This window comes from Streptomyces sp. AHU1 (assembly GCF_045343905.1).
Lineage (GTDB): Bacteria > Actinomycetota > Actinomycetes > Streptomycetales > Streptomycetaceae > Streptomyces > Streptomyces triticiradicis.
Map to the genome: position 1 here is coordinate 6,998,402 of NZ_CP174283.1, position 26,145 is coordinate 7,024,546.

The following is a 26,145-nucleotide window of genomic DNA, read 5'->3' on the forward strand; positions in this document are numbered from 1 at the left end:
CTCGCAACGCCCCTCGGCTTTACCTGAGGGATACTCAGGAGATTATCGTTCCCTACGAGTTGACCTGCTCGGTCACCAGGCTGGAGAACGTCGTCAGGCGGGTGTAGACGCCCGGGTAGCCGGCCTCCGCGCACCCCTCGCCCCAGGAGGTGATGCCGGCCAGCACACCGTTGATGAGCAGCGGGCCGCCGCTGTCGCCCTGGCAGGTGTCGACGCCGCCGGCGGCGTAACCGGCGCAGACCATGTCGGAGGCCACGAAGTCGGAGCCGTACGAGCTCGCACAGCTGGAGTCGGACACGGTCGGGACGGTCGCGGTGCGCAGTTGGTTGGAGGAGCTGCCGTTCTCCGAGGTGGTGCCCCAGCCGACGATGCGGGCCGTGGTGCCGGCCGCGTACAGGCCGGTGTCCGAGGGGGAGACGTACGGCGCCGGGGTGTACGGCATCGGCGTGGATAGGGTCAGCACGGCCACGTCGTCGCCGTCGGTGGCGTCCCTGTAGTCCGGGTTGATCCAGATCCGGCTGACCCTGCCGACGGTGCCGTCCGTGCCGTTGAGGTACGTCCTTCCGCCCACCACGCGGATGCTGCTGGTGGTCTCGCCCGACACGCAGTGGGCCGCGGTCACGACCTTGTCGGCGGCGACGAGGGTGCCGCCGCAGAACTGGTTCTGCCGGGCGTCGGTGATCTGCATCATGAACGGGTACGCGGTCGTCGTGGTCGTCGTGCCGCCGACGATGGGCTGGGGGGCGGCTGCGGCGGAGGGGGCGCCGAGCAGCGTGGTGGCGGCGGCTGCGGCGGTCGCCGTACAGAGGGTGGCGCTCTTCTTGACGCGGTTGAGCCCGAACATCGGTCTCCTTGAAAGTTGCCGGTGGGGGGACGCGCGGGTGTGGGGGGACGAGTCACGACACCTCTGGGTGGTGTGTCGTAGGCCCGAGCGAGCGGCACGGCCACACGCTAGGGGGTGGGACCGCTCCCTCCCAATGAGGGAACCCCCTAGTGGAGCCGGGGAGGGAAAACCCTTGCGCGGCGCGGGCCGTGTTTGACGGGGGTGCCGTCCGGTCGGTCGCGGCCCGGGGGCCCCGCCCGTCCGGCGCGGGTTCACCCGGAGGAGTCACCCAGCAGCCATACCGCCGTGGACCGGGGCTCTACCGCCACGGGCGGGAGCGTCACCGCCTTGGCCCGCAGTCTCACCGGTCCGGCCGCTTCCCGCAGGACCCCCGTCACCGTTTCGGCCCGCACCGCCCGGGACCGGCCACGACCCGCCACCACCGACACGGCGAACGGCCCCTGCCCGGCCGCGCCCACCGAAGATCACCGGGCCCGAACGGTCCGGCCCTGCCGCGACTCACCGGAGCCCACCGGGCCGGAACGGCCCTCCGGCCGTGGGTGGCCGGAGATCCGGTGCTGTCGGGGCAGTTTCCGTTCGACCGCAGACGTCGGCGGCGGTGCGGTGGACGGCTTCCGGTCCGACCGCCGGTCGTCGGATACCGCCGGGCCCGAACGGCCCGGCCCGGCCACGGCTCACCGGGGATCGCCCGGTCCGAACGGCCTTCCGGCCGTGGGCGGCAGGAGGCCCGGTGCCGTCGGAACGGTCCCGGTCCGGCCGCAGGCAGGCGTGGCGCGGCGGACGGTTTCCGGCCCGGTCGCGACGGACCGTTTCCGGTCCGGCCGTCGGCCGTCGGCCGCCGGTCGTCGGGGACCGCGCGGTCGGAGCCGCCCCGGTCCGGGTGCGGGTCCGGCCGATGCCGTGTCACCGTCCCGGCTCCCGGGGGTTCTCCGGCCCGTCGGCGTCGCACGGGACGACACACCACCGGGCCGCGGGCGCTCCGCGCGGTCGTGGCCCGCGGTCCCCGCCCGAGGGCCGTCCGCCTCTGCGGACCGACTTCCACGGACTGGCCTCCGTGGGCCGGCTCCGTGGGCCGCGACCGCGTCAGTCGGGTCTGCGCTCCGCGGCCAGCCGCACGATGTCGACCCGCGACCGTATCCCCAGCTTCCGGTAGACCCGGGTGAGGGTGGCCTCCACGGTCTTGACGCTGATGAACAGGCGCCCGGCGATCTCGCGGTTGGTGGCGCCCTCCATGACCAGGGCGGCGACCTGGCGTTCGGTGGCCGCGAGGGTGTCGAGGGCGGCGGGGGCGAGGGGCGGCGCGGCCGGCGGGTGCGCGGCCGCCGCCTCGACCTGCCGGAGCCAGGGCAGCGCACGGCACCGGCGGAACAGCCGGGCCGCCTCGTCGTAGGAGGCGGGTCCCGGTACGACGGTCCTCCCCGCCCGGGTGGGGCCGGGAGTCGGGGGGAAGGTGCGCAGACCGGCGAGGGCGTACGCGGCGCGGGCCTCCTCCAGGCCGTAGCCCAGCTTGCCGAGGCGGTCCTGAGCGGAGGCCAACTGGCGTTCCGCCGGTCCCTGTTCGCCGCGTGCGGCCCGGACCAGCGCCTCGGCGCGGTCGAGCACGGCGAGCACGCTCTCGCGCTCCAGCCTGAGCGCGCGCCGGCGGGTCACGTCGATGACGTCCTGCGCCTCCGCGGTCTCGCCGATCCTGACCAGGGCCTCGGCGAGGTCCCCGTGCCAGCGGCCCCGGGCGGGGTCGATGACACCGAGCCCCTCCTCCAGCTCCCTGACCCGGCGCAGGGAGCCCACCGCGGACGGCGCGTCCCCGGCGACCAGCTGGGCGTGCCCGAGGGCGCCCAGGGCGCGCGAGAGGTAGACCATGTCGCCGTCCTCCTCGGCGCGGTCCACGGCCTCGTGGGCGAGCGAGAGCGCCCGGTCCACGTCACCGCCCGCCGCCTCGGCGAGCGAGGTGAACATGGCGGTGGCCGCCTCGCCGATGCCGGTGTCGCGGGCCAGCCTGAGGCTCTCCCGGGCCAGGTCGAGGGCGCGGCCGCAGTGACCGGAGCGCAGTTCGGTCTCGGCCAGGCCGCGCAGGAAGTGCAGTTCGCTCTCGACCATGCCGCGCCGCTGCACCTCGCGCAGCAGCGCGGTGATGGCGGTACGGGCCTCGGCGAGCCGGTCGCCCATGATGAGCCAGCGGAAGCGGGCGGCGCCGGCGCCGTTGTGGTCGCAGGCGACCCGCGGGTCCTGCGGCTCGCGCATCGCCCGCTGGATCGTCGAGGGCGCGTCCGGGTGCCCCATCAGGGTCTCCATCTGCGCCTGGAAGCCGAGCGCGAGGAGTTCGGTGCGCCGGTCCCCGGCCCGTGCCGCGAGCCGCGCGGACCGGGCGGCCTCCTCGCGGGCCTTGGTCATCTCGCCGTCCATCAGCAGGGCCCGCCAGCCGAGCTGGTAGCGCACGAGGGCGAGCAGGCCCGGGTCGTCGCCCGCGTCGGCGAGCGCCTGCGGGAAGACGGCGTCGATCTCGGCCATGGCCTGTCCGGCGGAGTCGACGACGATCATCCAGGCCCGGACCCGTTCGGCGGGGGCGGTGGCCCGTGACAGCACCTGACGGGCGATGTCCCGGGCGAGGTCCGTCTCCCCGGCCGTCAGCGCGTCCTCGGCGGCCCCCAGACGCCGTTCGTCCGGGCCGGGCAGGGCGTCGGCCGGGGTGTGCCGGGCGGCGAGCAGTCCGAGCCCGACGGCGACGGAGGGGGCGCCGCGGTCACGGGCGGCGGCCGCGGCCTCGCCGAGCCGGGCGGCGACCGCGGGGTCGGTGCCGATGGTGGCCAGCGCGAGGTGCCGGGCCCGCTCGATGGGGTCGGAGGCCGCGCGGGACAGGGCGGAGTGCGCGGCGCGCCGCTCCTGCGCGTCGGCCTCCGCGTACAGGGCGGCCGAGACCAGCGGGTGCGCGAAACGGATGCCGGGCGCGTCGCGTTCGGTGGAGAGGAGCCCGAGGGCCGCGGCCGAGGCGGTCTCGGCCTCGGCGTTCTCCCGGCCCGCCGCGTGCAGCAGGGCCAGGGTCGGACGGGCCCCCGCGCTCACCACCAGCAGGGTGTGGCGGGCCTCGGCGGACAGCATGTCCAGGCGGCTGAGGACGAGTGCGCGCAGGGACGTCGGCACGGGCAGCGGCTCGCCCGGACTCGGCCGGGTGGGGGACTCGGCGAGGGCGCGGCCCAGCTCCAGCGCGAAGAGCGGATTGCCGCCGCTGGTGCGGTGGATGTCGCGCACGGTGGAGCGCGGCAGGCCGGTGTAGCCGCGCTGCGCGAGGAGTTCGGCCACCTTGGCGCGGGCCAGCGGGGCGACCCGCAGGGCCAGGGTCTCCGGGACAGACGCGCGGAGAAAGCGGTCGTGGTCCTGTGCCTGGGGCTCGGTCTCCGTGCGGACCGCGGTGAGCATGCGGACCGGGGTACCGCCGAGCCTGCGGGCGGCGAAGCCGAGGAGCTCGGCGCTGGCCGGGTCGAGCCACTGCAGGTCGTCCGCGACGATCAGCACCGGCCCCCGCGCGGCCAGGGCGCGGAACGCCGACAGCACCGCGAGCCGCAGCGCCAGGCCGTCGCGCTGCAGGGTGGACTCACCGCGGCCGGTGAGCGCCGACTCCAGGGCGGTGCGCTGCGGGGCGGGCAGCCGGTCGGCTATCTCGTCGACGACCAGACCGAGGAGGTCGGCCAGGGCGAGGAAGGGGAGATGCGATTCGGACTCGGTGGCCGAGCAACGCAAGACGGTCCGCGCCGATTCGGCGCATTCGGCGGCGAGCGCCCGCAGAACGGTCGACTTTCCTATTCCCGCCGGCCCGTGCACGAGCACACTGCCGCCCCCGGAGAGCTGCTCGCGTGCCCCCGCGAAGAGTTCCTCCCGGCCGATGACCAGGTCGGGGCGTGATCTGGCAGGTTCCCTGAAGTCCCCTCGCACGGTCACCGCTCCCCTCGTGTGTCGTGTCCTGGCCAATATTAGGCAAGGTCTCTTTGAATTTCGGACAGTCCGGGTGGTGAGGGAAATAACAGATGGTGCGCATACGTCATTTCACCGTCCGGACGATTGAATGGAGGGTGCCGAAGCGGACGGTGCGCTAAGGCAGCGCTCCGGCCCGGCGCGCGGCCACGACCGCCTCCAGCCGCGTGTGCGCGCCGAGTTTGCGCATCGCCGACCGCAGGTACCCCTTGACCGTCTCCGGACGCAGCCCCAGCCGCTCGGCGGCGGCCGCGTTGGTCGCCCCCGCCGCGACACAGGCGAGGACGTCCACCTCGCGCGGGGACAGGCCGACATCGCGCGGCGCCCCCGCGGACGGAGCCGCCGCACCGGCCAGCCGGCCGCACACCGAGAGCAGCTCGGCCCGCAGGTGCGGGTCGGCGATCCGCGGGGCCAGCGCCCGCAGCGCCCCGTGCGCCTCGCGCACCTCCTCCCAGGCCGCGTCCTTCGCCGCTCCCGCCGAGGGGCCGGGCCCGCGGACGGCGTCGAGCAGATCGCGCGCCTCGTCCCGGACGACCAGCGCCTGCTCCACGTCCCGGGCCGCCGCGACGGCCGCTCCCAGCGTCCGGTCGCCCAGCGGCCGGGCCGTCCTCAGGGCGCCGTACAGCACCCCGCGCACCCGGCGCCGCACGACGACGGGGACCGCGAGCACCGAACACAGCCCCTCCGTCGCCACCGCCGTGTCGTACTCGTGGCTGATCTGCCGCGAGGCCGGGTAGTCGCTCACCGCGCAGGGCCGGGCGAGGGCCACCGCCTTGCCGCCCAGGCCGTTGCCCGAGGAGACCGCGAGCGCGCTCAGCGCGTGCGTCGCCGTACCGCTCAGCTCACTGATGCGCACCAGCCGCCCCCCGGGATCCACCAGGCCGCCGAAGGCCACCGGCAGCCCCGTGGCACGCCGCAGCCGCACCAGCGCGGCGCGCACTTCCACCGACTCGGCCGTGTCTGCTGCCACCTGCTCACCCCTTCGTCGCGGCGCACCCCCGTTCGGGGGTGGTGAGACCTGCATCACGGAATACACGATGGTAGGCGGCGGTCCGGCAACGAGGAGGACACATGACGGCGACGACGGGCAGGGCGGAGGAGTTCCGTGCCGCACGGGACTTCCTGCTGGAGCACCGGGCGGACTACACCGCGGCCTACGAGGGCTTCGGCTGGCCGCGCCCGGAGCGGTTCAACTGGGCTCTCGACTGGTTCGACGCCATCGCGCGCGACAACGACCGCACCGCCCTGCACATCGTGGAGGAGGACGGCGGACGTGTCGAGGTCTCCTTCGCCGCGATGTCCGAGCGTTCGAACCGGGTGGCCAACTGGCTGCGCGAGCGGGGCGTGGGGGCCGAGGACCGCGTCCTCGTCATGCTCGGCAACCAGACCGAGCTGTGGGAGACGGCGCTGGCCGCGATGAAACTGCGCGCCGTCGTCATCCCGGCCACCCCGCTGCTCGGCCCCGCCGACCTGGCCGACCGGGTCGAACGCGGCCGGGTGCGGCACGTCGTCGTGCGGGCGGAGGACACCGGGAAGTTCGACGCGGTGCCGGGGGACTACACCCGGATCGCCGTCGGCGGCACGCGGCCGGGCTGGCACGCGTACGAGGAGACGGCCGGAGCCGACGCCGCCTTCGAGCCCGACGGCCCCACCCACGCGGACGACCCCCTGATGCTCTACTTCACCTCGGGCACCACCGCCCGGCCCAAACTGGTGGAGCACACCCACGTCTCGTACCCGATCGGCCACCTGGCCACCATGTACTGGATCGGGCTGAAGCCCGGGGACGTCCATCTGAACATCTCCTCACCCGGCTGGGCCAAGCACGCCTGGTCGAACCTCTTCGCGCCGTGGAACGCGGAGGCGACCGTCTTCCTGTACAACTACACGCGCTTCGACGCGGGCCGTCTGATGGCGGAGATGGACCGGGCCGGCGTCACCACCTTCTGCGCCCCGCCGACTGTGTGGCGCATGCTCATCCAGGCCGATCTGGGACTGCTGCGGACCCCGCCGCGCGAGGTCGTCGCCGCGGGCGAGCCGCTGAACCCCGAGGTCATCGAGCAGGTCAGGCGCGCCTGGGGCGTCACCATCAGGGACGGCTTCGGACAGACGGAGACCGCCGTCCAGGTGTCCAACAGCCCCGGTCAGCCGCTCAAGACCGGCTCCATGGGCCGTCCCAGCCCCGGCTACCGCGTCGAACTGCTCGATCCCGTCACGGGCGCGCCCGGCGCCACGGAGGGCGAGATCTGCCTCGACCTGTCCGAGCGTCCGGTGGGCCTGATGACCGGCTACCACGGCGACCCCGACCGTACGGCGGAGGCGATGGCGGGCGGCTACTACCGCACCGGGGACATCGGCTCGCGCGACGCCGACGGCTACATCACCTACGTCGGCCGCGCCGACGACGTGTTCAAGGCCTCCGACTACAAGATCTCCCCCTTCGAGCTGGAGAGCGCGCTCCTGGAGCACGAGGCCGTCGCCGAGGCCGCCGTGGTCCCGGCCCCCGACGAACTGCGCCTCGCCGTCCCGAAGGCCTACATCGTCCTCGCCGCCGGGTACGAGCCCGGCCCGGACACCGCCAAGCTCCTCTTCGAGCACGCGCGCACGGTGCTCTCGCCGTACAAGCGCGTCCGCCGCATCGAGTTCGGCGAGCTGCCCAAGACCGTCTCCGGCAAGATCCGCCGGATCGAGCTGCGCGAGGCCACGGCCGCCGGCTCGGACGCCGAGTACCGCGAGGAGGACTTCCGGTGAGTGAACTGTCGTACGCGCACGGGACGGGCGGCACGGCGCTGCTCGGCGACACCATCGGGGCGAACCTCGACCGGGCCGTCGCCGCCTGGCCGGAGCGGGAGGCACTGGTCGACGTGCCCTCGGGGCGGCGCTGGACGTATGCCCAGTTCGGCGCGGCCGTGGACGAGTTGGCGTACGCGCTGCTCGCCTCCGGAGTCGCCAAGGGCGACCGGGTGGGCATCTGGGCGGTCAACTGCCCCGAGTGGGTGCTCGTCCAGTACGCCACCGCCCGCGTCGGCGCGGTCATGGTGAACATCAACCCGGCCTACCGCACCCACGAGGTCGAGTACGTCCTGAACCAGGCCGGGATCTCGCTGCTCTTCGCCTCCCTGAGCCACAAGACCAGCGACTACCGGACGATGGTCGAGGAAGTACGGCACAGGTGCCCGGAGTTGAGGGAGACCGTCTACATCGGCGACCCGGGCTGGGACGCGCTGGTCCGTCGGGGCACCCCCGACCTGCGGGGCGAACTCCAGGCACGTGAGGCCGAGTTGTCCTGCGACGACCCGATCAACATCCAGTACACCTCGGGCACGACGGGCTTCCCCAAGGGAGCCACGCTCTCCCACCACAACATCCTCAACAACGGCTATTTCGTGGGGGAGTCGATCGCCTACTCGGAACAGGACCGGGTCTGCATCCCCGTGCCCTTCTACCACTGCTTCGGCATGGTGATGGGTAATCTGGCCGCCACCTCGCACGGCGCGTGCATGGTGATCCCGGCCCCGTCGTTCGACCCGGCGGCCACGCTGCGGGCCGTTCAGCAGGAGCGGTGCACCTCGCTCTACGGCGTACCCACCATGTTCATCGCGGAGTTGAACCTCCCCGACTTCGCGACGTACGACCTGTCCACCCTGCGCACCGGCATCATGGCGGGCTCGCCCTGCCCGGTCGAGGTGATGAAACGGGTGGTCGCCGAGATGCACATGGAGGAGGTCTCCATCTGTTACGGCATGACGGAGACCTCGCCCGTCTCGCTCCAGACCCGCCGCGACGACGACCTCGAACACCGCACCGGCACGGTCGGCCGGGTCCTGCCGCACCTGGAGGTCAAGGTCGTCGACCCGGTGGACTGGGTGACGCTGCCGCGCGGCACCGCGGGGGAGCTGTGCACCCGCGGCTACAGCGTGATGCTCGGCTACTGGAACGAGCCCGACAGGACCGCCGAGGCCGTCGACGCGGGGCGCTGGATGCACACGGGCGACCTCGCCGTGATGCGCGAGGACGGGTACGTCGAGATCGTCGGCCGCATCAAGGACATGATCATCCGGGGCGGCGAGAACATCTACCCGCGCGAGATCGAGGAGTTCCTGTACGCCCATCCGAAGATCGCCGACGTCCAGGTGGTCGGCGTCCCCCACGAGCGCTACGGCGAGGAGGTGCTCGCCTGCGTCATCCCGCGCGATCCGGCGGACCCCCTCACCCTGGACGAGCTGCGCGCCTTCTGCGAGGGCAGGCTGGCGCACTACAAGATCCCGAGCCGGCTGCGCATTCTGGAGACCTTCCCGATGACGGTCTCGGGGAAGGTGCGGAAGATCGAACTGCGGGAGACGTACGCCGAGTAGGCGCCCGGAGGGCTTCCGGTGCGGGTGCCCGTGGCCGGTGGTCAGTCCGTGACGGCGATGAGTTCGTCGGCGGGGCTGTTCACCGGCCGGGGCGTGCCCGTGAGGTCCAGGACGAAGAGGGGGACGCCGAGGGTGTCGGCGCGGGCGCGGGCGTCCTCGGCGTACCCGGCCAGGGAGAAGAAGACGCAGTCCGAGGACTCCGTCATGGCGGTCAGCCACAGGCACTCCACGTCGCGCAGCGAGGCCGGCCGCACGGTGGGGTCCACCTGCGCCAGGATGCCGCGCGCGGCGAGCCCGATCCCGGTCGGGGGCCGCTGGTCCGCGCGCCGGATGTCGCGGTAGCCGAGCCAGCCCAGATACAGCGCGGCGGCGGTGACGGCGTCGCGCGCGGTACGGATGGTGACGGGCCGGAACGCGGGCCTCCGGCCGTCCCCGCCGTCACGACCGGACCGCCCGCTTCCAGGGCGGTCCGAACCGGTTCCGCCTTCGGCCTTCCCGCCCGGGGGAACGTCGGCGGAGGCTTCCCGGTCCCGCTCGGGCCCGCTGCCCCGTGCCGGGTCGACCTCCCCGTCCCGGGGTTCGGGCTCGTCACCGCCCGGGAACGCGTCGGCCGCCGCTTCCCGCTTCCCGTCCTCGGAGACCCGGCTCCCGTCCCGGGACGGCGGCGTCCGCATCGGGATGCGCAGGGTCGTCCCGCAGGAGCAGCCCAGTTCGGGGTGGGGCCACTGGGTCTCGCGGCCGCAGGCGCCGCACCGGACCACGGTCCATTCGTCGTCCCACGCGCGATGGGCGACGGGAACCGGCTCCGCGAGCCGGTCGAGCGGTGCCGTCACGGGCGATCCGCACACGCAGGGATAGGACGGGGCCGCGTACAGGTGCTCGCGGCGGCAGGCCGGACACCGCACCGGCACGCTCTCTGCCATGGCCCACTCCAGAAGCTCACGTCGGATCGGCGCGTCCATCGTCCTCCTGCCGGGCGGTGTCCGGCAGCGAAACGCCGCGACGCGCACCGGCCGGTCCGGCGCACCGCCCGCCCTTGACGCTCCCTGTCCCGAAACCTACATTGCTTCCAGATAGTAGAAGTTAATTTCCATGATGCGGAATAATCGGCTTCCCGTGGGGCGCGACGGGAGCGCGAGTCCGACAGTCCGAGTCCGACAGTCCGAGCAGGAGTGCTCCATGGCTCGTATGACCGCTGCCCGCGCGGTAGTCGAGATCCTCAAGCGTGAGGGCGTGACCCACGCGTTCGGCGTTCCGGGCGCGGCGATCAACCCCTTCTACGCGGCCCTCGCGGCGTCCGGCGGGATCGGCCACACCCTCGCCCGGCACGTCGAGGGCGCCTCGCACATGGCGGAGGGCTACACCCGGACGCACCCGGGCAACATCGGTGTCTGCGTCGGCACGTCGGGCCCCGCCGGAACCGACATGATCACCGGTCTCTACTCCGCGAGCGGCGACTCCGTCCCGATCCTGTGCATCACCGGCCAGGCGCCGACCGCGGTGATCCACAAGGAGGACTTCCAGGCCGTCGACATCGCCGCGATCGCGCGCCCGGTGACCAAGGCGGCCGTCACCGTGCTGGAGGCGGCGCAGGTCCCCGGTGTCCTCCAGCAGGCCTTCCACCTCATGCGTTCCGGGCGTCCCGGGCCCGTCCTCGTCGACCTGCCCGTCGACGTCCAGCTCACCGAGATCGAGTTCGACCCCGGGACGTACGAACCGCTCCGGGCGTACAAACCCGCCGCGACCCGCGCCCAGATCGAGAAGGCGGTCGGGATGCTCAACGCGTCCGAGCGCCCGCTGATCGTGGCCGGCGGCGGAGTCGTCAACGCCGACGCCGCCGAACTCCTCGTCGAGTTCGCCGAGTTGACGGGCACCCCGGTGATCCCCACGCTCATGGGCTGGGGCGTGCTGCCCGACGACCACGAGCTCAACGCGGGCATGGTGGGCCTGCAGACCTCGCACCGCTACGGCAACGCCACCTTCCTGGAGTCCGACTTCGTCCTCGGCATCGGCAACCGCTGGGCCAACCGCCACACCGGCAGACTGGACGTCTACACGGCGGGCCGTACCTTCGTGCACGTCGACATCGAACCCACCCAGCTCGGCCGGATCTTCGCCCCGGACCTCGGCATCGCCTCCGACGCCGGGGCCGCCCTGGAGCTCTTCGTCGAGGTGGCGGGGGAGCTGAAGGCGGCGGGCGAACTGCCCGACCGCTCCGCGTGGGCCGCCTCGGCGCAGGAGAGGCGGGCCACCCTCCAGCGCCGGACGCACTTCGACGACGTCCCGATCAAGCCGCAGCGCGTCTACGAGGAGATGAACAAGGCCTTCGGCCCCGAGACCCGGTACGTCACCACCATCGGCCTCTCGCAGATCGCCGGCGCCCAGCTGCTGCACGTCTACCGGCCGCGCCACTGGATCAACTGCGGCCAGGCGGGCCCGCTCGGCTGGACCGTCCCGGCCGCGCTCGGCGTCGCCAGGGCCGACCCCGGCGCGCAGGTCGTCGCCCTCTCCGGCGACTACGACTTCCAGTTCATGATCGAGGAACTGGCCGTCGGGGCCCAGCACAGGATCCCGTACGTCCATGTCCTCGTGAACAACGCCTACTTGGGCCTGATCCGACAGGCACAGCTCGGTCTGGGCATCGACTTCCAGGTCAACCTGGAGTTCGAGAACATCAACTCCCCGGAGCTCGGTGTCTACGGCGTCGACCACGTCAAGGTCGTCGAGGGCCTCGGCTGCAAGGCGATCCGGGTCACCGAGCCGGGCGGACTCGGCGGTGCCTTCGAGCGCGCCAAGAAGCTCGCCGCCGAGTTCCAGGTGCCCGTCGTCGTCGAGGTGATCCTGGAGCGCGTCACCAACATCGCCATGAGCAGGACGAACGACATCGGAGACGTGGTCGAGTTCGAGGAGGTCGCGACCGAGCCGGGCCACGCGCCCACCGCGATCAGGACGCTGAAGGTCTGAAGCGGACCGCCCTCGTCCCGGTCACCCTCGTCCCGGTCGGTCCGTCCTGCCCTGCCCTGCCGCCCTGCCCGCCCCGAGTGGCGGGCGGGGCGGGCGCGTTGTTCCCAGGAGCGGGCGGGTCCGGCATGCTCGCCCCATGCGGATGACCGTCCCCACCCCCCTCGGCGACATCGCCGTACGCTGTCTCCCCCCGTTCCCCGGCGCCCGGTCCGAGGAGGCCCCGGTCCCGTCCGGCGCCCCCGCGCTGCTGCTCCTGCACGCCAACCCCGGGGACGGCCGCGACTTCGACGCCGTGCTGCCCGCCCTCGCCGACCGGTACCGCACCTTCGTCGTGGACTGGCCCGGGTACGGCGGCTCGACCGCGCCGGAACCCGGACGGGTCACCCCCGAAGGCCTGGTGGAGGTCGCGGAGCGGGTGATCGACGCGCTCGCCGAGGAGCAGGGCGTGCGGGAGGTCGCCGTGCTCGGCAACAGCGTCGGCGGTTATGTCGCCTGCCGTCTCGCCGAGGGCCCCCGCGCCGCGTCGCTCACCGCGCTCGTCCTGGTCGGCCCGGCGGGCTTCACCCGGCACACCGCGCTCACCCGGTGGTTCTGCCGCGAGGTGATGGGCCGCCCCGCCCGGGCCCGTCGGCTCGTCGTCCCGCTGGCCCGCGCCTATCTGGGCCGGCTGGGCACACCGAGCGTGCGGGAGACGTACGCCCGTGCGCGCGGACTGCCGCACGACGAGCGGAGACTGGCGGTGCACTGCGCGCTGTGGCGCGGGCTCGCCGACCCGGACTTCGGCCTCGTGGACCCCGCCGCCCTCGATCTGCCGATCCTGCTCCTGTGGGGGCGCCGCGATCCGGTCGTCCCCGTGTTCCTCGACGGCCGGCGCGCCCGGCGCGTCCTCCCCGCGGGGACGCCGAGCGTCCGGCTGCCCACGGCCCACGAGCCGTACAACGAACGGCCCGGGCTCTTCCTCCGGCACGTCCTGCCGTTCCTGGAGGATCCGCGGGCGGTCACCGCACGCGGCCTCAAGCCTCCCAGCCGCCCGCGCAGCCGGTGAAACCGCCGCCCTCCCCGCCACCGCTCCAGGACGGTCCGCGCTCCTGCCGCCCGCCGCGGCCCGTCAGCCCGGCCGCTCCGGTGAAGCGCGGCACCAGCACGGTCAGGGCGGTGTCGCCGTGCAGGGCGACCGCCAGCAGGACGTCGGCGGGGGACAGGCCCTCGGGTCCGGCGGGCGGGGGGAACGAGGCGCGCAGCTCCCTGAGGGCGTGCCGGGCGGCGCGGGTCCGGTGAGGGGGCAGGCGGCGCAGCAGTCCGGCCGCGACGGCCTCGCCCCGCAGCTCCGCCAGCGCGCGCCGCACACGCGGCCGTTCCGTCAACTCCCGTATTGCCGCGGGGTTGTAGAGGGAGCCGTACACGGCCCTCTCCAGGGCGATCCCCGGCCCGGAGGACCTTCCCACGGCCGGGCCCGAGACCCGCACCGTGCCCGGCCGTCCCACGGCCACCGCGCCCCGCAGATGCAGGGCGAGCACGGCGACCTTCACGGCCGCGCGGGGCCCGCCACGCAGCAGCGCGACGGTCTGGGGCCCGAGCCCGACCGCCGCGCTCCCGCTCATGGTGCTACCCCCGTGTACCCCCGTACCCCCCGTTCGGGACCCGCCGCCCCCGTGCCGGCGGGACCCGTGTGCCGAGAATGTGCCTCATCCGGCGTGAGGTGAAGCCCCCGGGGCGGTGTTCAGAGGTTGATTTGAGGGTTCCGTAGGCGCCCTACGCCCACTTGCGTACGGCCGGAACCCGTCCCGGCCACCCTCACCCGTCCGTGTGCTCCGGGTGCTCGGAGAGGCCGGGCCAGTCGTCCGGACCGCCGCCCTGCCACTCGATGATGTCGCTCTCCTCGACCTCGATCGCGTCGAGGTCGACGTCCGCCTGGCGCAGGATCTCGACCACGTCGTCGAGGTGGGAGGCGATACCGAGCACCCGGTCGCCCTCGGTGACCCGCCGCGACCCGTCCAGCCCCGGTGTGTGCACCACGATCCTGGGGAATTCCATGCCGTCAGCCTCCATGCTCCAAGGCTGCTGGCCGCGGCCGGGATCCGCACCCGGAGCCCGCCGTGGTTCAGGCCCGGACGCCCGAGAGGCGTTCGACCGCGCGCAGCAGCGCGGAGTGGTCCAGGCCGCCGTCGCCCTGGGCGCGCAGGCCGGCCACGAGCTGGGCGACCACGGCACCCACGGGCAGCACGGCGCCCACGGCGCGGGCGGCGTCCGTCACGATGCCCATGTCCTTGTGGTGCAGGTCGACGCGGAAGCCCGGCTCGAAGTCGCGGTTCAGGAAGTTGTCCTTCTTGCGGGCCAGCACGGTGGAGCCCGCGAGGCCGCCGCCGAGGACGTCGAGCGCGGCCCTCAGATCCACCCCGGAACGCTCCAGGAAGACCACGGCCTCGGCGCACGCCTGGATGTTCACGGCGACGATCAGCTGATTGGCCGCCTTCACGGTCTGGCCCGAGCCGTGCGGACCGCACAGGACGACGGTCCTGCCGAGCGCCGCGAAGACGGGCCCCGCCTCGTCGAAATCGGCCTGTTCGCCGCCGACCATGATCGACAGCACGGCCTCGACCGCTCCGGCCTCGCCGCCGGACACGGGGGCGTCCAGCACCCGCACCCCCTTCTCGGCACCGGCCCGCGCGAGGTCCACCGAGGTCCCCGGGGTGATCGAGGACATGTCGATCAGCAGCGCGCCGGGCCGCACGTTCTCCAGGATGCCGTCGGGGCCGTACGCGACGGCCTCGACCTGCGGGGAGGCGGGCACCATCGTGATCACCACGTCGGCGTCCCGCACGGCCTCGGCGACCGAGGCGGCGGCGGTGCCGCCCGCGGCGGCCAGGCGCTCCAGTTTGTCCCGCTCCAGCGTGTGGCCGGTGACGTCGTAACCGGCCTTGATCAGGTTCTCCGACATGGGCGAGCCCATGATGCCGAGGCCGATCCATGCCACCTTGGGGAGGTTGTCGCTCATGAGGATGCCTCTCCGGAATCTCCGTCACGTCGTCGGGATCCCCGCCGCTCCGCCGGGGCGCCGCTCAACGGACGCCCCCGGGCCGCGGCGGGCAGCCAGTCGAAGGTCTGTGCGCTCGGCCGGTCGCCCGGCTTGTACTCCAGGCCGACCCGGCCTTCGTAACCGGCCTCGGTGAGCCGGTCGAGGAGTTCCTCCAGGGGGAGCGTGCCGGTGCCCGGCGCGCCCCGGCCGGGGCTGTCCGCGATCTGCACATGACCGGTCCGGCCGGCGTGGGCGGCGATCACCCCAGGCAGGTCCTCGCCGTTCACGGCGAGGTGGTAGAGGTCCATGAGGAACCTGGTGTTGCCGAGGCCGGTCGCCGCGTTGACCTTGTCGACGGCGGCGGCACCGGCCGCGGCGCTCACCAGCGGATAGTCCGGCGACTCCCGCTCGTTGAGGGTCTCGACGAGGAGGACCGCGCCGATCCGGTCCGCGGCTCGCGCCGCGAGGACCAGGTTCTCCAGTGCGAGCGCGTCCTGCTCGTCCGGGTCCACGCCGTCGACGCGGTTGCCGTACAGGGCGTTGAGCGCCGTGCAGCCCAGCGACCCGGCGAAGCCGACGGCCACGTCGATGTTGGCCCGGAACCTCGCGGACTCCTCCCCGGGCAGGGACAGGGCGCCCCGGTCCGGGCCTGGCAGCCGTCCGGCGTAGAGGTTCAGGGCGGCCAGCCGGACGTCCGCGGCCTCGATCGCCGCCTTCAGGGCGTCGAGTTCGGACGGCTCGGGCGTGGGGGAGCCGGGCCAGGGCCACCACAGCTCGACCGCGGTGAAGCCCGCCGCGGCGGCCGCCGCCGGCCGTTCCAGGAGCGGGAGTTCCGTGAAGAGGATCGACAGATTGACGTTGAAGCGCTGGTCCGCGAATCCCATGGGGTCAGCACTCTCTTCCGTATAATGGAAGTTAGTTTCTGCTCAATGGAAGATTGCCGTCGGGGTGCGAGGGCTGTCAAGGGGAGTGGCGGCGGAAGGCCGGGGCCCGCTCGGCCCGTAGGGGGCTTGCCGGGGCGGCCGCGGCGCGCAGTAGGTTGACCCCGTGCGATTGAGAGTGGAGTTCACGACCGAGCCCTTCGATCTCGACGAGGCGCCCCGGCACGCGCTGGTCGCCCGTGAGGTCATCGGGGCGGCCGAGCTGGACGCCGTGGACGTCGGCCCGTTCGGCAACACCGTGGAAGGCGGTGCGGAGGCCGTGCTCACCGCCGTCGACACGCTTCTGCGCAAGGTCCTGGAGGCGGGGGCCACCCGGGTCTCGCTCCAGCTGAACGTCGTGGGCGGGGCCGGGGAGGGCGACAGTTGACCGGAATCGCGGACGACCCCTTCGTCGCGGCGGTCAAACCGCTGGTCGACGCCCTGGGCGGCGAGATGCTGCCGCCCGAGCAGGCCGGGGCCGATGACGTCGTCCTGGCCTGGGAGGGCGCGGACGTCGTCGCCGTGCGCCTGCCCCGGCTCGCCGACTCGCTCGACCGCATCCTCGCCGCCCTGGAGCGCACGAGCGGCAGGCCGCTCGCGGAACTCGACCGCAAGGCCAAACAGGAGATTGTGCGCATACTGGAAGCCCGCGGGGCCTTCTCCGTGCGGCACGGCGTGGAGACGGTGGCGAGCGCGCTCGGCGTCAGCCGGTTCACCATCTACAACTACCTGAACCGCGAGAAGGGTGCCTGACCGGCTTCCGGGACCGCGGGGTGGCGGTGGCCGCGACCTCTCGTAACCCGAAGTTTTCAACAAAGTGTTGACGCCGCCCTCGCCCGGGGCGTTAGCTGTGCGCAGCCCGTCCAGCACAAGGCCACGGAGGCTCCTCATGACGTCGAGCACGGCATCCGGTGGCCTCGCCCGCTTCAACGCCCTGGAGGAGGGCGCGGCCCGCGCCGTCCTCCACGAGGTGTGCGCCTCCCGCGCCTGGGCCGAACGGCTGCTCGCCGCCCGCCCGTACGCCGACGCCGACGCCCTGTACGCCGAGAGCGACGCCGCCACGGCCGGCCTCGCCACCGCCGACCTGACGGAGGCGATGGCGGGGCACCCGCCCATCGGACGGCCGAGGCCCGGAGACCCGACCTCCTCGCGCGAACAGCGCGGGATGGCCGGTGCCTCCGCGGAGCTCAGGGAGGAGATGCTCGCGCTGAACCTGGCCTACCAGGAGAAGTTCGGCCATGTCTTCCTCGTCTGCGCCACCGGCCGGACCGGCGAGCAGATGCGTGACGCGGTCAGGGAACGGATCGGCAACTCCGCCGAGCGGGAGCGCGAGATCGTCCGCGTGGAACTGGGGAAGATCAATCGCATCAGGCTCGGCGGCCTCGTGCGGGACGAGCCGTCCGGCGCGGAAGGCGGCTGACGGCCCCGCGCGCAGGACGTGACCGCCGGCCCCGTACAGGAGGAAGAGGCATGAGCACCGACACCACGGCCTCCGTGTCCACCCATGTCCTGGACACCAGCGCGGGCCGCCCCGCCCGCGGCGTCGCCGTCCGGCTCGCCGCCCGCGCGGGGCGCGAGGGCGACTGGCGGGCGCTCGGCGGCTCCGCGACCGACGCGGACGGCCGCTGCAAGGACCTTCCGGAGCCACCGGAGGGCACGACCCACGTACGGCTCGACTTCGAGGTCGAGCCGTACTTCGAGCAGGATCCGGCGACGACGGCACAGCGGGCCGAGGCGCGGCGGGACGCCCCCGCGGACCGGGACGGCGGGACGTTCTTCCCCGAGGTGACCGTCACCTTCGCCGTCAGGCCGGGCGAGCACTACCACGTACCGCTGCTGCTCAACCCGTTCGGCTACTCCGTTTACCGAGGGAGCTAGCAGAGATGACCGAACCTTCCCGCAAGGGCCGCCCGGTGCTGCTGGGCCAGAACCAGTACGGCAAGGCCGAGACCCGCGTCGTCCGGATCACCCGCGACGGCGCCACGCACCACATCAAGGACCTGAACGTGTCCGTCGCGCTGAGCGGCGACATGGAGGAGGTCCACCTCTCCGGCTCCAACGCCAACGTCCTGCCGACCGACACCACCAAGAACACGGTGTACGCCTTCGCCAAGGAACACGGCGTCGAGTCCGCCGAGCGGTTCGGCATCCACCTCGCCCGGCACTTCGTGACCAGCCAGGAGCCGATCCGGCGGGCGCGCGTCCGCATCGAGGAGTACGCCTGGGAACGCATCGAGGTCCCGGACGCCGGGTCCCGGGTCCCGGGTGCGGACGAGCCGCGGCATTCCTTCGTCCGCAAGGGCCAGGAGACCCGCGTCACCCAGATCACCTACGACGGCGACGCGTGGGAGGTCGTCTCGGGCCTGAAGGACCTCGTGGTGATGAACACGACCGACTCCGAGTTCTGGGGCTACGTCAAGGACAGGTACACGACGCTCCCGGAGGCCCACGACCGCATCCTCGCCACCCAGGTCTCCGCCCGCTGGCGCTTCGGCTGGACCGGCGACGAGCAGCCGATGCCCGACTGGGACACCTCCTACGAGCAGGCCAGGAAGCACATGCTCCAGGCCTTCGCGGACACCTACTCCCTCTCGCTCCAGCAGACCCTGTACGAGATGGGCGCGCGGATCGTCGAGCACCGCGACGAGATCGACGAGGTCCGCTTCTCGCTCCCGAACAAGCACCACTTCCTGGTCGACCTGAAGCCGTTCGGCCTGGAGAACGACAACGAGGTCTACTTCGCCGCCGACCGTCCGTACGGGCTCATCGAGGCCACCGTCCTGCGTGACGGCCGCGAGCCGCGCATCCCGGTGGACCTCACCAACCTGTAGAACCAGCCCCCAGAACCGCCACGACGGACCCGGTCGTTCCCCCCGCTCGGCCGCCAGGTCCGTCCGCAGACCCGGAAGAACGAGGAACCGCAGTGGCAGTCCAGCGCATCGTCATCGAGAACTGCGCCGTCGCGACCGTGGACGCGGGCGACACCGAGTACGCCTCGGGCCACATCGTCGTCGCCGACGACCTGATCGAGTCGGTGGGCGACGGAAAGGCCCCCGACGGCCTGGAGAACGTGGTCCGCCGCATCGACGGCACCGGACACCTGGCCACACCCGGTCTGGTGAACACCCATCACCACTTCTACCAGTGGATCACCCGCGGCCTCGCCACGGACCACAACCTCTTCGACTGGCTCGTCGCGCTGTACCCGACCTGGGCGCGCATCGACGAGCCGATGGTCTACGCGGCCGCCCAGGGCTCCCTCGCCGTGATGGCCCGCGGCGGTGTCACCACCGCCATGGACCACCACTACGTCTTCCCGAAGGGATCGGGGGACCTGTCCGGAGCGGTCATCCGGGCCGCCCGTGAGACCGGCGTCCGCTTCACCCTCGCCCGCGGCTCCATGGACCGCGGCGAGAGCGACGGCGGACTGCCGCCGGACTTCGCCGTCGAGACCCTCGAAGGGGCCCTGGCCGCGACCGAGGCGACCGTCGACGAGCACCACGACGCCTCCTTCGCCAGCATGGTCCAGATCGCCGTCGCGCCCTGCTCGCCCTTCTCCGTCTCCACCGAACTCATGCGGCAGGGCGCCGAGTTGGCCCGCCGCAAGGGAGTGCGGCTGCACACGCACGGTTCGGAGACCGTGGAGGAGGAGCAGTTCTGCAAGGAGCTGTTCGGCATGGGCCCGACCGACTACTTCGAGTCGACCGGCTGGCTCGGCGAGGACGTGTGGATGGCGCACTGCGTCCACATGAACGACTCCGACATCGCCGCCTTCGCCCGGACGGGGACGGGGGTCGCCCACTGCCCTTCCTCCAACGCCCGGCTGGCCGCGGGCATCGCCCGGGTCCCCGACATGCTCGCGGCCGGCGTCCCGGTCGGCCTCGGCGTCGACGGCACCGCCTCCAACGAGTCCGGCGAGCTCCACACCGAACTGCGCAACGCCCTGCTCGTCAACCGGCTCGGCGCCCACCGCGAGGCCGCCCTGAGCGCCCGTCAGGCACTGCGCCTCGGCACCTACGGAGGGGCCCGGGTCCTGGGCCGGGCGAGCCAGATCGGCTCGCTGGAGGCCGGCAAGCTCGCCGACCTCGTGCTGTGGCGGCTGGACACCGTGGCGCACGCCTCGATCGCCGACCCGGTGGCGGCGCTCGTCCTCGGCGCCGCCGCCCCGGTCACCCTCTCGCTCGTGAACGGCCGCCCGGTCGTCGAGGACGGTCACCTGCTGCACGTCGACGAGGACGCCGTCGCCCGTTCCACCCGGGACGAGGCGCGGCGCCTCGCCCGGATCGCCGAAAAGGCGTGACCGCCGCGGAACTCCGGCCGATGGGGACGGCCCCCGGCCGGTGGCCGTGGACCCGGCCGGGCCCCGCGGCGGCCGTCTCCGGGGCGCGCACGGACGTGCGCCCCGGAGGGTTCTTCCGCCGCGCGTCTCAGCCGATGTGGTAGCTGTCGCCGTAGACCTTCCAGTCCAGCGGCGTGTCGAGGTTCAGGTTCCGCTTGCGCACGAAGACCCGCTGCGCGGTGTCGACCCGGCTGGTGTCGGAGTGGGCCTCCTCCTGCTTCATGGCCCACACCCGGGCGTCGAGGAAGGCGTTCAGGTACGTCACCTCGTCGCCGCCCTGGGCCGGCGGCTTGGCCCTGGCGAGCGCGCGCCGCCGGATGCTGCCGAAACTGGTGCTGTCGTCACCGTTGCCGTGCATCACGATGGCGTCGTAGTACGTGAACTGGCCGAGGGTGCCGATGCCGTCGGCCTTGCCCTGCTGGACGGCGGGGTTGAAGTAGACGCGGTCCCGCTCGTCGTTCTGGGCCTGCTGGAACGCCGTGTCCTGGGCCGCGCGGCGCCAGTCGGCCGGGAAGCCGGGGTCCAGGCCCTCGTGGGAGTCGCTGCCGTCGACCTCGCGCAGCGCGGGCAGGTACTTGGCCAGGACGTTGCCGGGCTTGCGCCGCGTGTACAGCTCGACGAGTTCGAGCATGTCGTGGGTGCCCGAACAGAAGCCGATGATCCCGGCGGTGTAGCCGCGCCCGTCGCCGATGTCCTCGATGTACTTGTACTGCGCCTTCCAGTCCAGCGAGGAGTTCTCCGCGCTGGAGACCAGCTTCATGGCGATCTCCTTCTTCGCCGGGTCGTCCAGACCGGCCGGCGAGGCGGTCGCGGCCTGGGAGGCGATCAGGGGGCCTGCCACCAGTGAGGCTCCGATCAGGGTGAGCAGGGTGCGACGCGAAGTGCGTATGTGGGGGGTGTGCACGGTACCTCCGGTTGGGGGAGCGGTGTTGCCGCATACTGTTAGGAAAGTTTCCTACCAGAGTTCGGGTGCGACGTACACCCGCTGAACCAGGGGGAGTTGGCGTTTCGCGCACCGAGACCGAACCTCGCTGGGCTACGGTCTGAGCACACGCAGGGCACATGGGACACATGGGCCGCACGGCGTGCGCGTACGGAAACCGGGACGAAGGCGCGGCCGCGACGGGGGAGTCGGTCATGAACGAATCGGGCCGTGTGGAGGCCTTCAGCGACGGCGTGTTCGCCATCGCGATCACTCTGCTGATCCTGGAGATCAAGGTCCCCGAGGCCGGTGAGGACGGCGGTCTGTGGCACGCGCTCGCGGAGCAGTGGCCCTCCTACGCCGCCTACGTCGTCAGCTTCCTGGTGATCGGCATCATGTGGGTCAACCACCACCAGGTGTTCGGCTACGTCGCGCGGGTCGACCGCACCCTGATGTTCCTGAACCTGCTCCTGCTCATGGTGGTGGCCGCCATTCCCTGGCCGACGGCGATGGTCGCGGAGTACCTGCGCGAGGAGAAGGCGTCTCACGCCGCCGCCGCCGTCTACAGCCTGGTCATGGTGGCCATGGCCCTCGCGTTCCAGGCGGTGTGGTGGCACCTGACCCGCACCGGGCACCTTTTCGACAGCCGCGTCGACGTGGAAGGCGCCCGGCGCACCCGGGTCCGTTTCGCCCTGGGCTCCCTCGCCTATCCGGCGACCGTCGCCCTCTCCTTCGTCTCGGCGCCGCTGACCCTCGCCGCGCACGGGATGCTGGCGGTCTACTACGGCTTCAACCAAGTGCCGGTGCCGGTCCGTGCACCTGGCGCGGCCGAGGCGGCGGAAGAGGGGGCGTGAGGAGGCCCGGCCGGGTCAGAGGCCGAGCGGCCCCGGGTCGGCGGCCAGCGACTTGAAGGCGTCCCGGGCCCCCGGCACCAGGCGGCGCTCGGTGAGGTCCATCAGCCCGCCGACCGCCGTGATCTCGGCGGACACCGTCCCGTCGGTCTTCCTGACGGTCTGCTCGATGCGGAAACTCCTGCCCTCGCCCCAGAGGAAGGCGCACGTCACCTCGACCTCGTCACCGGCCCGCAGTTCGCGCAGATAGCGGATGGTCGTCTCCAGCACGACCGGGCCCACCCCGCGGGCCGCCAGCTCCGCCTGGCCGATCCCGGCCGCCCGGAGCACCGACCAGCGGGCGTGCTCGGCGTACTGGAGGTAGACGCTCTGGTTGAGATGGCCCAGCACATCGGTCTCGTACCCGCGAACGGTCACGGGGACGGAGAACGGCTCTGTCACGACTTTCCCTTCGACGACGACTGCTGACTGCTTCCCGGTTTCCCGGCTTCTCGACGGCGGGCGCCGGGACGACCGCGACGCCCGGCGCGCGCGGAATCACGTCCGCCGGGGCGAGGCCAGGACGTACCGGACGCCCGTGCGCGGCTGCGTGTGTTCGCCGGTCTGCCAGCCCGCCTTCTCCAGGGTGGCCGCGCAGGCCCGCAGCGCCGCGGGGTCCGGCTCGTACACCGCGACGGCCTCCGGCTGCGGTGTCGCCCGTACCCGGTATCCGCCGCCCTCGGCCCGGGCGGGCCGGTGCTCCGCCGCCTCCAGCGCGAGCGCGGCCGCCTGCACCAGATGCGTCCGCTCCCAGGCGCACGGAAGACCGGTCGCGCCGTCCGGACGGGTCATCCGGCGCAGCTCCAGGAGCCCCTGCCAGGCGCTGTGCACCTCCCTGCGCCGCGCGGGACCCTCCTCGGCCCCCTCCTCGCCGCCGACCCGCGCCGCGAACACCCCGGACGCCTCCGGAGCCGGAGCCCCCGCCTCCTCGGCCGGCCCGGGGGTCCCGGGATCCTCGCGCAGCCGGTGCCCGGCCGGTGTCAGGAAGTGGTCGCGCGGGGGACGTGGATGGCGGAAGGCGAGTCCCTGCCTCACCAGGGCGGCGAGCTGTGCCTCCGTACCCTTCAGCCGCCCGGTCACGGGGTCGGCCGCGTCGACGATGCGCCGCTGCGCGGCGGTCGGCGGTCGTGTCACGGAGAACTCCCTCCACCACCCGTGCCGCCGCGGCGCTCCGGCCCGGCCGCGGCTCAGTGTTCCTCCGGCCCTCCTCCCGCCGGGGAGGGGGGCTCGTGGGAACAGTACGCGTCGGGTCTGACATTCCAGCCGGCCACCACATGCCGGCGGTGCTCCGTGCTCAGCCGGCTCATCGTCCCGGTGCCGAGCTGGAAGACGGCGCCCGCCTGGGCGGTCAGACCGAGCCGCCGCGCGGTCAGCACCCGCAGGAAGTGGCCGTGCGAGACGACCACCACGCTGCCCTCCGACTCGGCGAGCGCCGCGTCGATCCTGGCCAGCACCCGCTCGGCGCGCACCCCGACCTCGTCCGGGCTCTCGCCCGGGTGCTCGGGCGGCCCGGGGGCGACGCCGTCGGTGAACAGGAACCAGTCGGGCCGCTCCCGGTGGATCTCCACGGTCGTGACCCCCTCGTACCCGCCGTAGTCCCACTCGCGCAGGTCCGCGTCGACGCGGGCGTGGCCGATCCCGGCCAGTTCGGCCGTCTCGCGCGCCCGGCGCATCGGGCTGACGAACGCCGCCGCGATGTGGTGCCGGGCGATCAGCGGGCGCAGCCGCCGCGCCTGCTCGCGGCCGTTGTCGGTCAGCGGGACGTCGGTCGACCCCGTGTGCCGCCCCGACATCGACCATTCGGTCTCACCGTGCCGTACGAGGAGCAGATCACCCATCGTCGCGCCCTCTCCGTCCCTGTGCCGTCCGCTGTCCCTCGTACGGTGTCACCGGGTGGGCGCGGCCGCAGCACCGGGTCCCCGGTCGGCCCACCCGGGCCCGGCTCCTCGGCCGGTCCACCGGGTCCTCAGTCCTTCTCCTGTCGGTACCCGCTCAGGAACCGTCCGATCCGGCTGATCGCCGCGTCCAGGACGTCGGCGTGCGGGAGGGTGAGGATGCGGAAGTGGTCGGGCCGCGACCAGTTGAAGCCGGTGCCCTGCACGACCTGGATCTTCTCGCGCAGCAGCAGGTCGAGGACGAACCTCTCGTCGTCGTGGATCGGATACACGGCCGGGTCGATGCGCGGGAACGCGTACAGCGCGCCCTTGGGTTTGACGCACGAGATGCCGGGGATCTCGTTGAGCTTCTCCCAGGCGAGGTCGCGCTGCTCGCGAAGGCGGCCGCCGGGCGCGGTCAGCTCGTGGATCGACTGGCGGCCGCCGAGCGCGGCCTGGATGGCGTACTGCGCCGGGGCGTTGGCGCACAGTCGCATGGAGGCCAGCATCGTCAGCCCCTCCAGATAGCTGCGCGCGTGCTGCTTGGGGCCCGTGACGACCAGCCAGCCGGAACGGAAACCGGCGACGCGGTAGGTCTTGGACAGCCCGCAGAAGGTGAGGACCACCAGGTCGGGGGCGAGGGCCGCGGCCGACTGGTGCACGGCGTCGTCGTACAGGATCTGGTCGTAGACCTCGTCGGCGAGGACCATCAGGCCGTGCCGGCGGGCGAGATCGAGGATGCCCTCGACGATCTCCTTCGGATAGACCGCGCCCGTGGGGTTGTTGGGGTTGATGATGACGACCGCGCGGGTCCGGTCGGTGATCTTCGCCGCCATGTCGTCCAGGTCCGGGTACCAGTCGGACCGTTCGTCGCAGAGGTAGTGGACCGCCTTGCCGCCGGCGAGGGTGGTGACGGCGGTCCACAGCGGGTAGTCCGGGGCGGGGATCAGGACTTCGTCGCCGTCCTCGATCAGGGCCTGGACGGCCATGGAGATCAGTTCCGAGACGCCGTTGCCGAGGAAGACGTCGTCCACGCCGACGTCCAGGCCCCGGTCCTGGTAGCGCTGGGCGACGGCCCGGCGGGCGGACAGGATGCCGCGCGAGTCGGTGTAACCGTGCGCCCGGGGCAGCATCCGGATCATGTCCTGGAGGATCTCCTCCGGCGCCTCGAACCCGAAGAGGGCGGGGTTGCCGGTGTTCAGGCGCAGCACGCTGTGGCCCGCCGCCTCCAGTGCGTCGGCGTGCTCGATCACCGGGCCGCGGATCTCGTAACAGACCTCGCTGAGCTTGCTCGACTGCCGGAACTCCATGCGCTGCGCCCCTCCGGTTGTGGTGTTGCTTGGTTTTACCAAGTGGGAGCTTGGAAAGTCCAACAAGATAGCTAGACTGCGTCACATGTCACCGCGCCGAAGCTACGACCAGTACTGTTCCGCCGCCCGTGCCCTCGACGCCGTCGGAGACCGGTGGACCCTCCTGATCGTCCGCGAACTGCTCGGCGGACCGCGCCGTTACACCGACCTGCACGCCGATCTGCCGGGTGTCAGCACCGACGTCCTCGCCTCCCGGCTCAAGGACATGGAACGCGACGGACTGACCACGAGACGCCGCCTGCCGCCTCCGGGCGCGGCCTACGTGTACGAACTCACCGATCGCGGAAGGGAGTTGCTGCCCGTCCTGCAGGCGCTCGGGGAGTGGGGCGGGCCCGCGCTGGGCGAGCGGCGGCCCACCGACGCGGTACGGGCCCACTGGTTCGCGCTGCCGCTGCTGCGCGGTCTCGACGCCACCGGGGCGGGGAAGGGGCTGGTCGAAGTCCGCCTGGACGAAGGCCTGTTCCACGTGTGGCTGGGGGACGGGGACGGGCCGCTCTACGGGGACGGACCCGCCCCGCGGGAGCCGGACGCCCGGCTGGCCCCGGACGCGCGGACGTGCGAGGCCCTGAACCGGGGCGAGTTGACGCTGCTCGACGCGCTGCGCGGGCGGGGCGTGGACGTGACGGGCGACGGACCGCTCGCCGAAGCGCTCCGCGGCGCGTGACGCGCCCCGCACCACGAGCGA

The 26,145-nt window shown here is 72.9% G+C and carries 24 protein-coding genes and 1 pseudogene; 12 read left to right on the forward strand and 13 right to left on the reverse strand.

Annotation, left to right across the window (positions count from 1 at the left end):
* Positions 1-52: 52 nt before the first annotated feature.
* The 3 genes from ACICHK_RS30985 to ACICHK_RS30995 form a co-directional block, all read right to left on the reverse strand.
* Positions 53-844: a S1 family peptidase gene (locus ACICHK_RS30985; RefSeq protein ID WP_406839452.1), complete on the reverse strand. Its 792-nt coding sequence runs from the start codon at positions 842-844 to the stop codon at positions 53-55.
* Between the two features lie 1,083 nt (positions 845-1,927).
* Complete coding sequence (locus tag ACICHK_RS30990) at positions 1,928-4,777, reverse strand: AAA family ATPase (RefSeq protein ID WP_406839453.1); 2,850 nt, start codon at positions 4,775-4,777, stop codon at positions 1,928-1,930.
* A gap of 151 nt (positions 4,778-4,928) precedes the next feature.
* Complete coding sequence (locus ACICHK_RS30995; RefSeq protein ID WP_406839454.1) at positions 4,929-5,780, reverse strand: LuxR C-terminal-related transcriptional regulator; 852 nt, start codon at positions 5,778-5,780, stop codon at positions 4,929-4,931.
* A 101-nt stretch (positions 5,781-5,881) separates the two neighbouring features.
* Here ACICHK_RS30995 and ACICHK_RS31000 point away from each other — a divergent pair, with 101 nt between their 5' ends.
* Both ACICHK_RS31000 and ACICHK_RS31005 read left to right on the forward strand, forming a co-directional pair.
* Positions 5,882-7,561: an AMP-binding protein gene (locus ACICHK_RS31000; RefSeq protein ID WP_406839455.1), complete on the forward strand. Its 1,680-nt coding sequence runs from the start codon at positions 5,882-5,884 to the stop codon at positions 7,559-7,561.
* Positions 7,558-9,165, forward strand: a complete 1,608-nt coding sequence (locus ACICHK_RS31005; protein ID WP_406839456.1) for an AMP-binding protein — start codon at positions 7,558-7,560, stop codon at positions 9,163-9,165. Before ACICHK_RS31000 ends, ACICHK_RS31005 begins: the two co-directional genes overlap by 4 nt.
* Before the next feature lie 41 nt (positions 9,166-9,206).
* Here ACICHK_RS31005 and ACICHK_RS31010 read toward each other — a convergent pair whose 3' ends face one another.
* Positions 9,207-10,088, reverse strand: coding sequence for a hypothetical protein (locus ACICHK_RS31010; protein WP_406839457.1), 882 nt, complete (start codon positions 10,086-10,088; stop codon positions 9,207-9,209).
* 256 nt (positions 10,089-10,344) lie between these two features.
* Here ACICHK_RS31010 and gcl point away from each other — a divergent pair, with 256 nt between their 5' ends.
* Together gcl and ACICHK_RS31020 are read left to right on the forward strand one after the other, a co-directional pair.
* Entirely contained in the window at positions 10,345-12,129 is a 1,785-nt protein-coding gene (gcl, locus tag ACICHK_RS31015) for a glyoxylate carboligase (protein WP_406839458.1), read from the forward strand.
* 136 nt (positions 12,130-12,265) lie between these two features.
* On the forward strand, positions 12,266-13,174 hold the full coding sequence (locus tag ACICHK_RS31020) for an alpha/beta fold hydrolase (RefSeq protein WP_406839459.1): 909 nt from the start codon (positions 12,266-12,268) through the stop codon (positions 13,172-13,174).
* Here ACICHK_RS31020 and ACICHK_RS31025 read toward each other — a convergent pair.
* From ACICHK_RS31025 to ACICHK_RS31040, 4 genes and pseudogenes are all read right to left on the reverse strand, one after another.
* On the reverse strand, positions 13,143-13,730 hold the full coding sequence (locus ACICHK_RS31025; protein WP_406839460.1) for a TIGR04222 domain-containing membrane protein: 588 nt from the start codon (positions 13,728-13,730) through the stop codon (positions 13,143-13,145). The two genes, ACICHK_RS31020 and ACICHK_RS31025, sit on opposite strands and share 32 nt — an antisense overlap.
* A 193-nt stretch (positions 13,731-13,923) precedes the next feature.
* Positions 13,924-14,163 (reverse strand): hypothetical protein, encoded by a 240-nt coding sequence (locus ACICHK_RS31030; RefSeq protein WP_225860973.1) that lies wholly within the window; start codon positions 14,161-14,163, stop codon positions 13,924-13,926.
* Positions 14,164-14,230: 67 nt separating this feature from the next.
* Entirely contained in the window at positions 14,231-15,124 is an 894-nt protein-coding gene (locus ACICHK_RS31035) for a 2-hydroxy-3-oxopropionate reductase (protein WP_406839461.1), read from the reverse strand.
* Positions 15,125-15,201: 77 nt separating this feature from the next.
* A pseudogene (locus ACICHK_RS31040) lies at positions 15,202-16,029 on the reverse strand (TIM barrel protein); the annotation flags it as partial.
* Positions 16,030-16,192: 163 nt separating this feature from the next.
* Between ACICHK_RS31040 and ACICHK_RS31045 the strand changes: the two are divergent.
* From ACICHK_RS31045 to ACICHK_RS31070, 6 genes are all read left to right on the forward strand, one after another.
* Entirely contained in the window at positions 16,193-16,453 is a 261-nt protein-coding gene (locus ACICHK_RS31045) for a hypothetical protein (RefSeq protein ID WP_192582793.1), read from the forward strand.
* Positions 16,450-16,818 carry a helix-turn-helix domain-containing protein gene (locus ACICHK_RS31050; RefSeq protein WP_406839462.1) on the forward strand — a complete coding sequence of 123 codons (369 nt, stop codon included), beginning with the start codon at positions 16,450-16,452 and terminating at the stop codon, positions 16,816-16,818. The genes ACICHK_RS31045 and ACICHK_RS31050 overlap by 4 nt, the downstream gene beginning before the upstream one ends.
* A 136-nt stretch (positions 16,819-16,954) precedes the next feature.
* Positions 16,955-17,485, forward strand: coding sequence for a 2-oxo-4-hydroxy-4-carboxy-5-ureidoimidazoline decarboxylase (gene uraD, locus ACICHK_RS31055; RefSeq protein WP_406839463.1), 531 nt, complete (start codon positions 16,955-16,957; stop codon positions 17,483-17,485).
* 50 nt (positions 17,486-17,535) lie between these two features.
* Positions 17,536-17,943, forward strand: a complete 408-nt coding sequence (gene uraH, locus ACICHK_RS31060; protein ID WP_151474207.1) for a hydroxyisourate hydrolase — start codon at positions 17,536-17,538, stop codon at positions 17,941-17,943.
* A 5-nt stretch (positions 17,944-17,948) separates the two neighbouring features.
* On the forward strand, positions 17,949-18,896 hold the full coding sequence (gene pucL, locus ACICHK_RS31065) for a factor-independent urate hydroxylase (RefSeq protein WP_406839464.1): 948 nt from the start codon (positions 17,949-17,951) through the stop codon (positions 18,894-18,896).
* Between the two features lie 92 nt (positions 18,897-18,988).
* A complete protein-coding gene (locus ACICHK_RS31070) occupies positions 18,989-20,365 on the forward strand; it encodes an 8-oxoguanine deaminase (RefSeq protein WP_406839465.1) in 1,377 nt (458 codons plus the stop codon).
* A 127-nt stretch (positions 20,366-20,492) separates the two neighbouring features.
* Here ACICHK_RS31070 and ACICHK_RS31075 read toward each other — a convergent pair whose 3' ends face one another.
* Positions 20,493-21,308, reverse strand: a complete 816-nt coding sequence (locus tag ACICHK_RS31075) for a chitosanase (RefSeq protein ID WP_406839466.1) — start codon at positions 21,306-21,308, stop codon at positions 20,493-20,495.
* A gap of 233 nt (positions 21,309-21,541) precedes the next feature.
* Here ACICHK_RS31075 and ACICHK_RS31080 point away from each other — a divergent pair, with 233 nt between their 5' ends.
* Positions 21,542-22,180, forward strand: a complete 639-nt coding sequence (locus tag ACICHK_RS31080; protein ID WP_151474211.1) for a TMEM175 family protein — start codon at positions 21,542-21,544, stop codon at positions 22,178-22,180.
* Positions 22,181-22,195: 15 nt separating this feature from the next.
* On the opposite strand, the gene ACICHK_RS31085 is transcribed toward ACICHK_RS31080, so the two are convergent.
* The 4 genes from ACICHK_RS31085 to ACICHK_RS31100 all read right to left on the reverse strand — a co-directional run bounded on the left by ACICHK_RS31085 (position 22,196) and on the right by ACICHK_RS31100 (position 25,400).
* A complete protein-coding gene (locus ACICHK_RS31085; protein WP_406839467.1) occupies positions 22,196-22,618 on the reverse strand; it encodes an acyl-CoA thioesterase in 423 nt (140 codons plus the stop codon).
* A 96-nt stretch (positions 22,619-22,714) separates the two neighbouring features.
* The gene (locus tag ACICHK_RS31090; RefSeq protein WP_406839468.1) at positions 22,715-23,350 is read right to left on the reverse strand and encodes a hypothetical protein; all 636 of its coding nucleotides are present in this window, start codon (positions 23,348-23,350) and stop codon (positions 22,715-22,717) included.
* 53 nt (positions 23,351-23,403) lie between these two features.
* Complete coding sequence (locus ACICHK_RS31095) at positions 23,404-24,054, reverse strand: histidine phosphatase family protein (protein ID WP_406839469.1); 651 nt, start codon at positions 24,052-24,054, stop codon at positions 23,404-23,406.
* A gap of 128 nt (positions 24,055-24,182) precedes the next feature.
* Entirely contained in the window at positions 24,183-25,400 is a 1,218-nt protein-coding gene (locus ACICHK_RS31100; RefSeq protein WP_406839470.1) for a pyridoxal phosphate-dependent aminotransferase, read from the reverse strand.
* Between the two features lie 85 nt (positions 25,401-25,485).
* Between ACICHK_RS31100 and ACICHK_RS31105 the strand changes: the two genes are divergently transcribed.
* Positions 25,486-26,124, forward strand: coding sequence for a winged helix-turn-helix transcriptional regulator (locus ACICHK_RS31105; RefSeq protein ID WP_406839471.1), 639 nt, complete (start codon positions 25,486-25,488; stop codon positions 26,122-26,124).
* The last annotated feature ends 21 nt before the right edge of the window (positions 26,125-26,145 follow it).

Bases quoted from the DNA above. Each gene is read 5' to 3' on its own strand.
- ACICHK_RS30985 (WP_406839452.1), bottom strand. From the start codon at position 844: ATGTTCGGGCTCAACCGCGTCAAGAAGAGCGCCACCCTCTGTACGGCG.
- ACICHK_RS31000 (WP_406839455.1), top strand. From the start codon at position 5,882: ATGACGGCGACGACGGGCAGGGCGGAGGAGTTCCGTGCCGCACGGGAC.
- ACICHK_RS31010 (WP_406839457.1), bottom strand. From the start codon at position 10,088: ATGGCAGAGAGCGTGCCGGTGCGGTGTCCGGCCTGCCGCCGCGAGCAC.
- gcl (WP_406839458.1), top strand. From the start codon at position 10,345: ATGGCTCGTATGACCGCTGCCCGCGCGGTAGTCGAGATCCTCAAGCGT.
- ACICHK_RS31020 (WP_406839459.1), top strand. From the start codon at position 12,266: ATGCGGATGACCGTCCCCACCCCCCTCGGCGACATCGCCGTACGCTGT.
- ACICHK_RS31025 (WP_406839460.1), bottom strand. From the start codon at position 13,730: ATGAGCGGGAGCGCGGCGGTCGGGCTCGGGCCCCAGACCGTCGCGCTG.
- ACICHK_RS31030 (WP_225860973.1), bottom strand. From the start codon at position 14,163: ATGGAATTCCCCAGGATCGTGGTGCACACACCGGGGCTGGACGGGTCG.
- ACICHK_RS31035 (WP_406839461.1), bottom strand. From the start codon at position 15,124: ATGAGCGACAACCTCCCCAAGGTGGCATGGATCGGCCTCGGCATCATG.
- uraD (WP_406839463.1), top strand. From the start codon at position 16,955: ATGACGTCGAGCACGGCATCCGGTGGCCTCGCCCGCTTCAACGCCCTG.
- uraH (WP_151474207.1), top strand. From the start codon at position 17,536: ATGAGCACCGACACCACGGCCTCCGTGTCCACCCATGTCCTGGACACC.
- pucL (WP_406839464.1), top strand. From the start codon at position 17,949: ATGACCGAACCTTCCCGCAAGGGCCGCCCGGTGCTGCTGGGCCAGAAC.
- ACICHK_RS31080 (WP_151474211.1), top strand. From the start codon at position 21,542: ATGAACGAATCGGGCCGTGTGGAGGCCTTCAGCGACGGCGTGTTCGCC.
- ACICHK_RS31095 (WP_406839469.1), bottom strand. From the start codon at position 24,054: ATGGGTGATCTGCTCCTCGTACGGCACGGTGAGACCGAATGGTCGATG.
- ACICHK_RS31100 (WP_406839470.1), bottom strand. From the start codon at position 25,400: ATGGAGTTCCGGCAGTCGAGCAAGCTCAGCGAGGTCTGTTACGAGATC.
- ACICHK_RS31105 (WP_406839471.1), top strand. From the start codon at position 25,486: ATGTCACCGCGCCGAAGCTACGACCAGTACTGTTCCGCCGCCCGTGCC.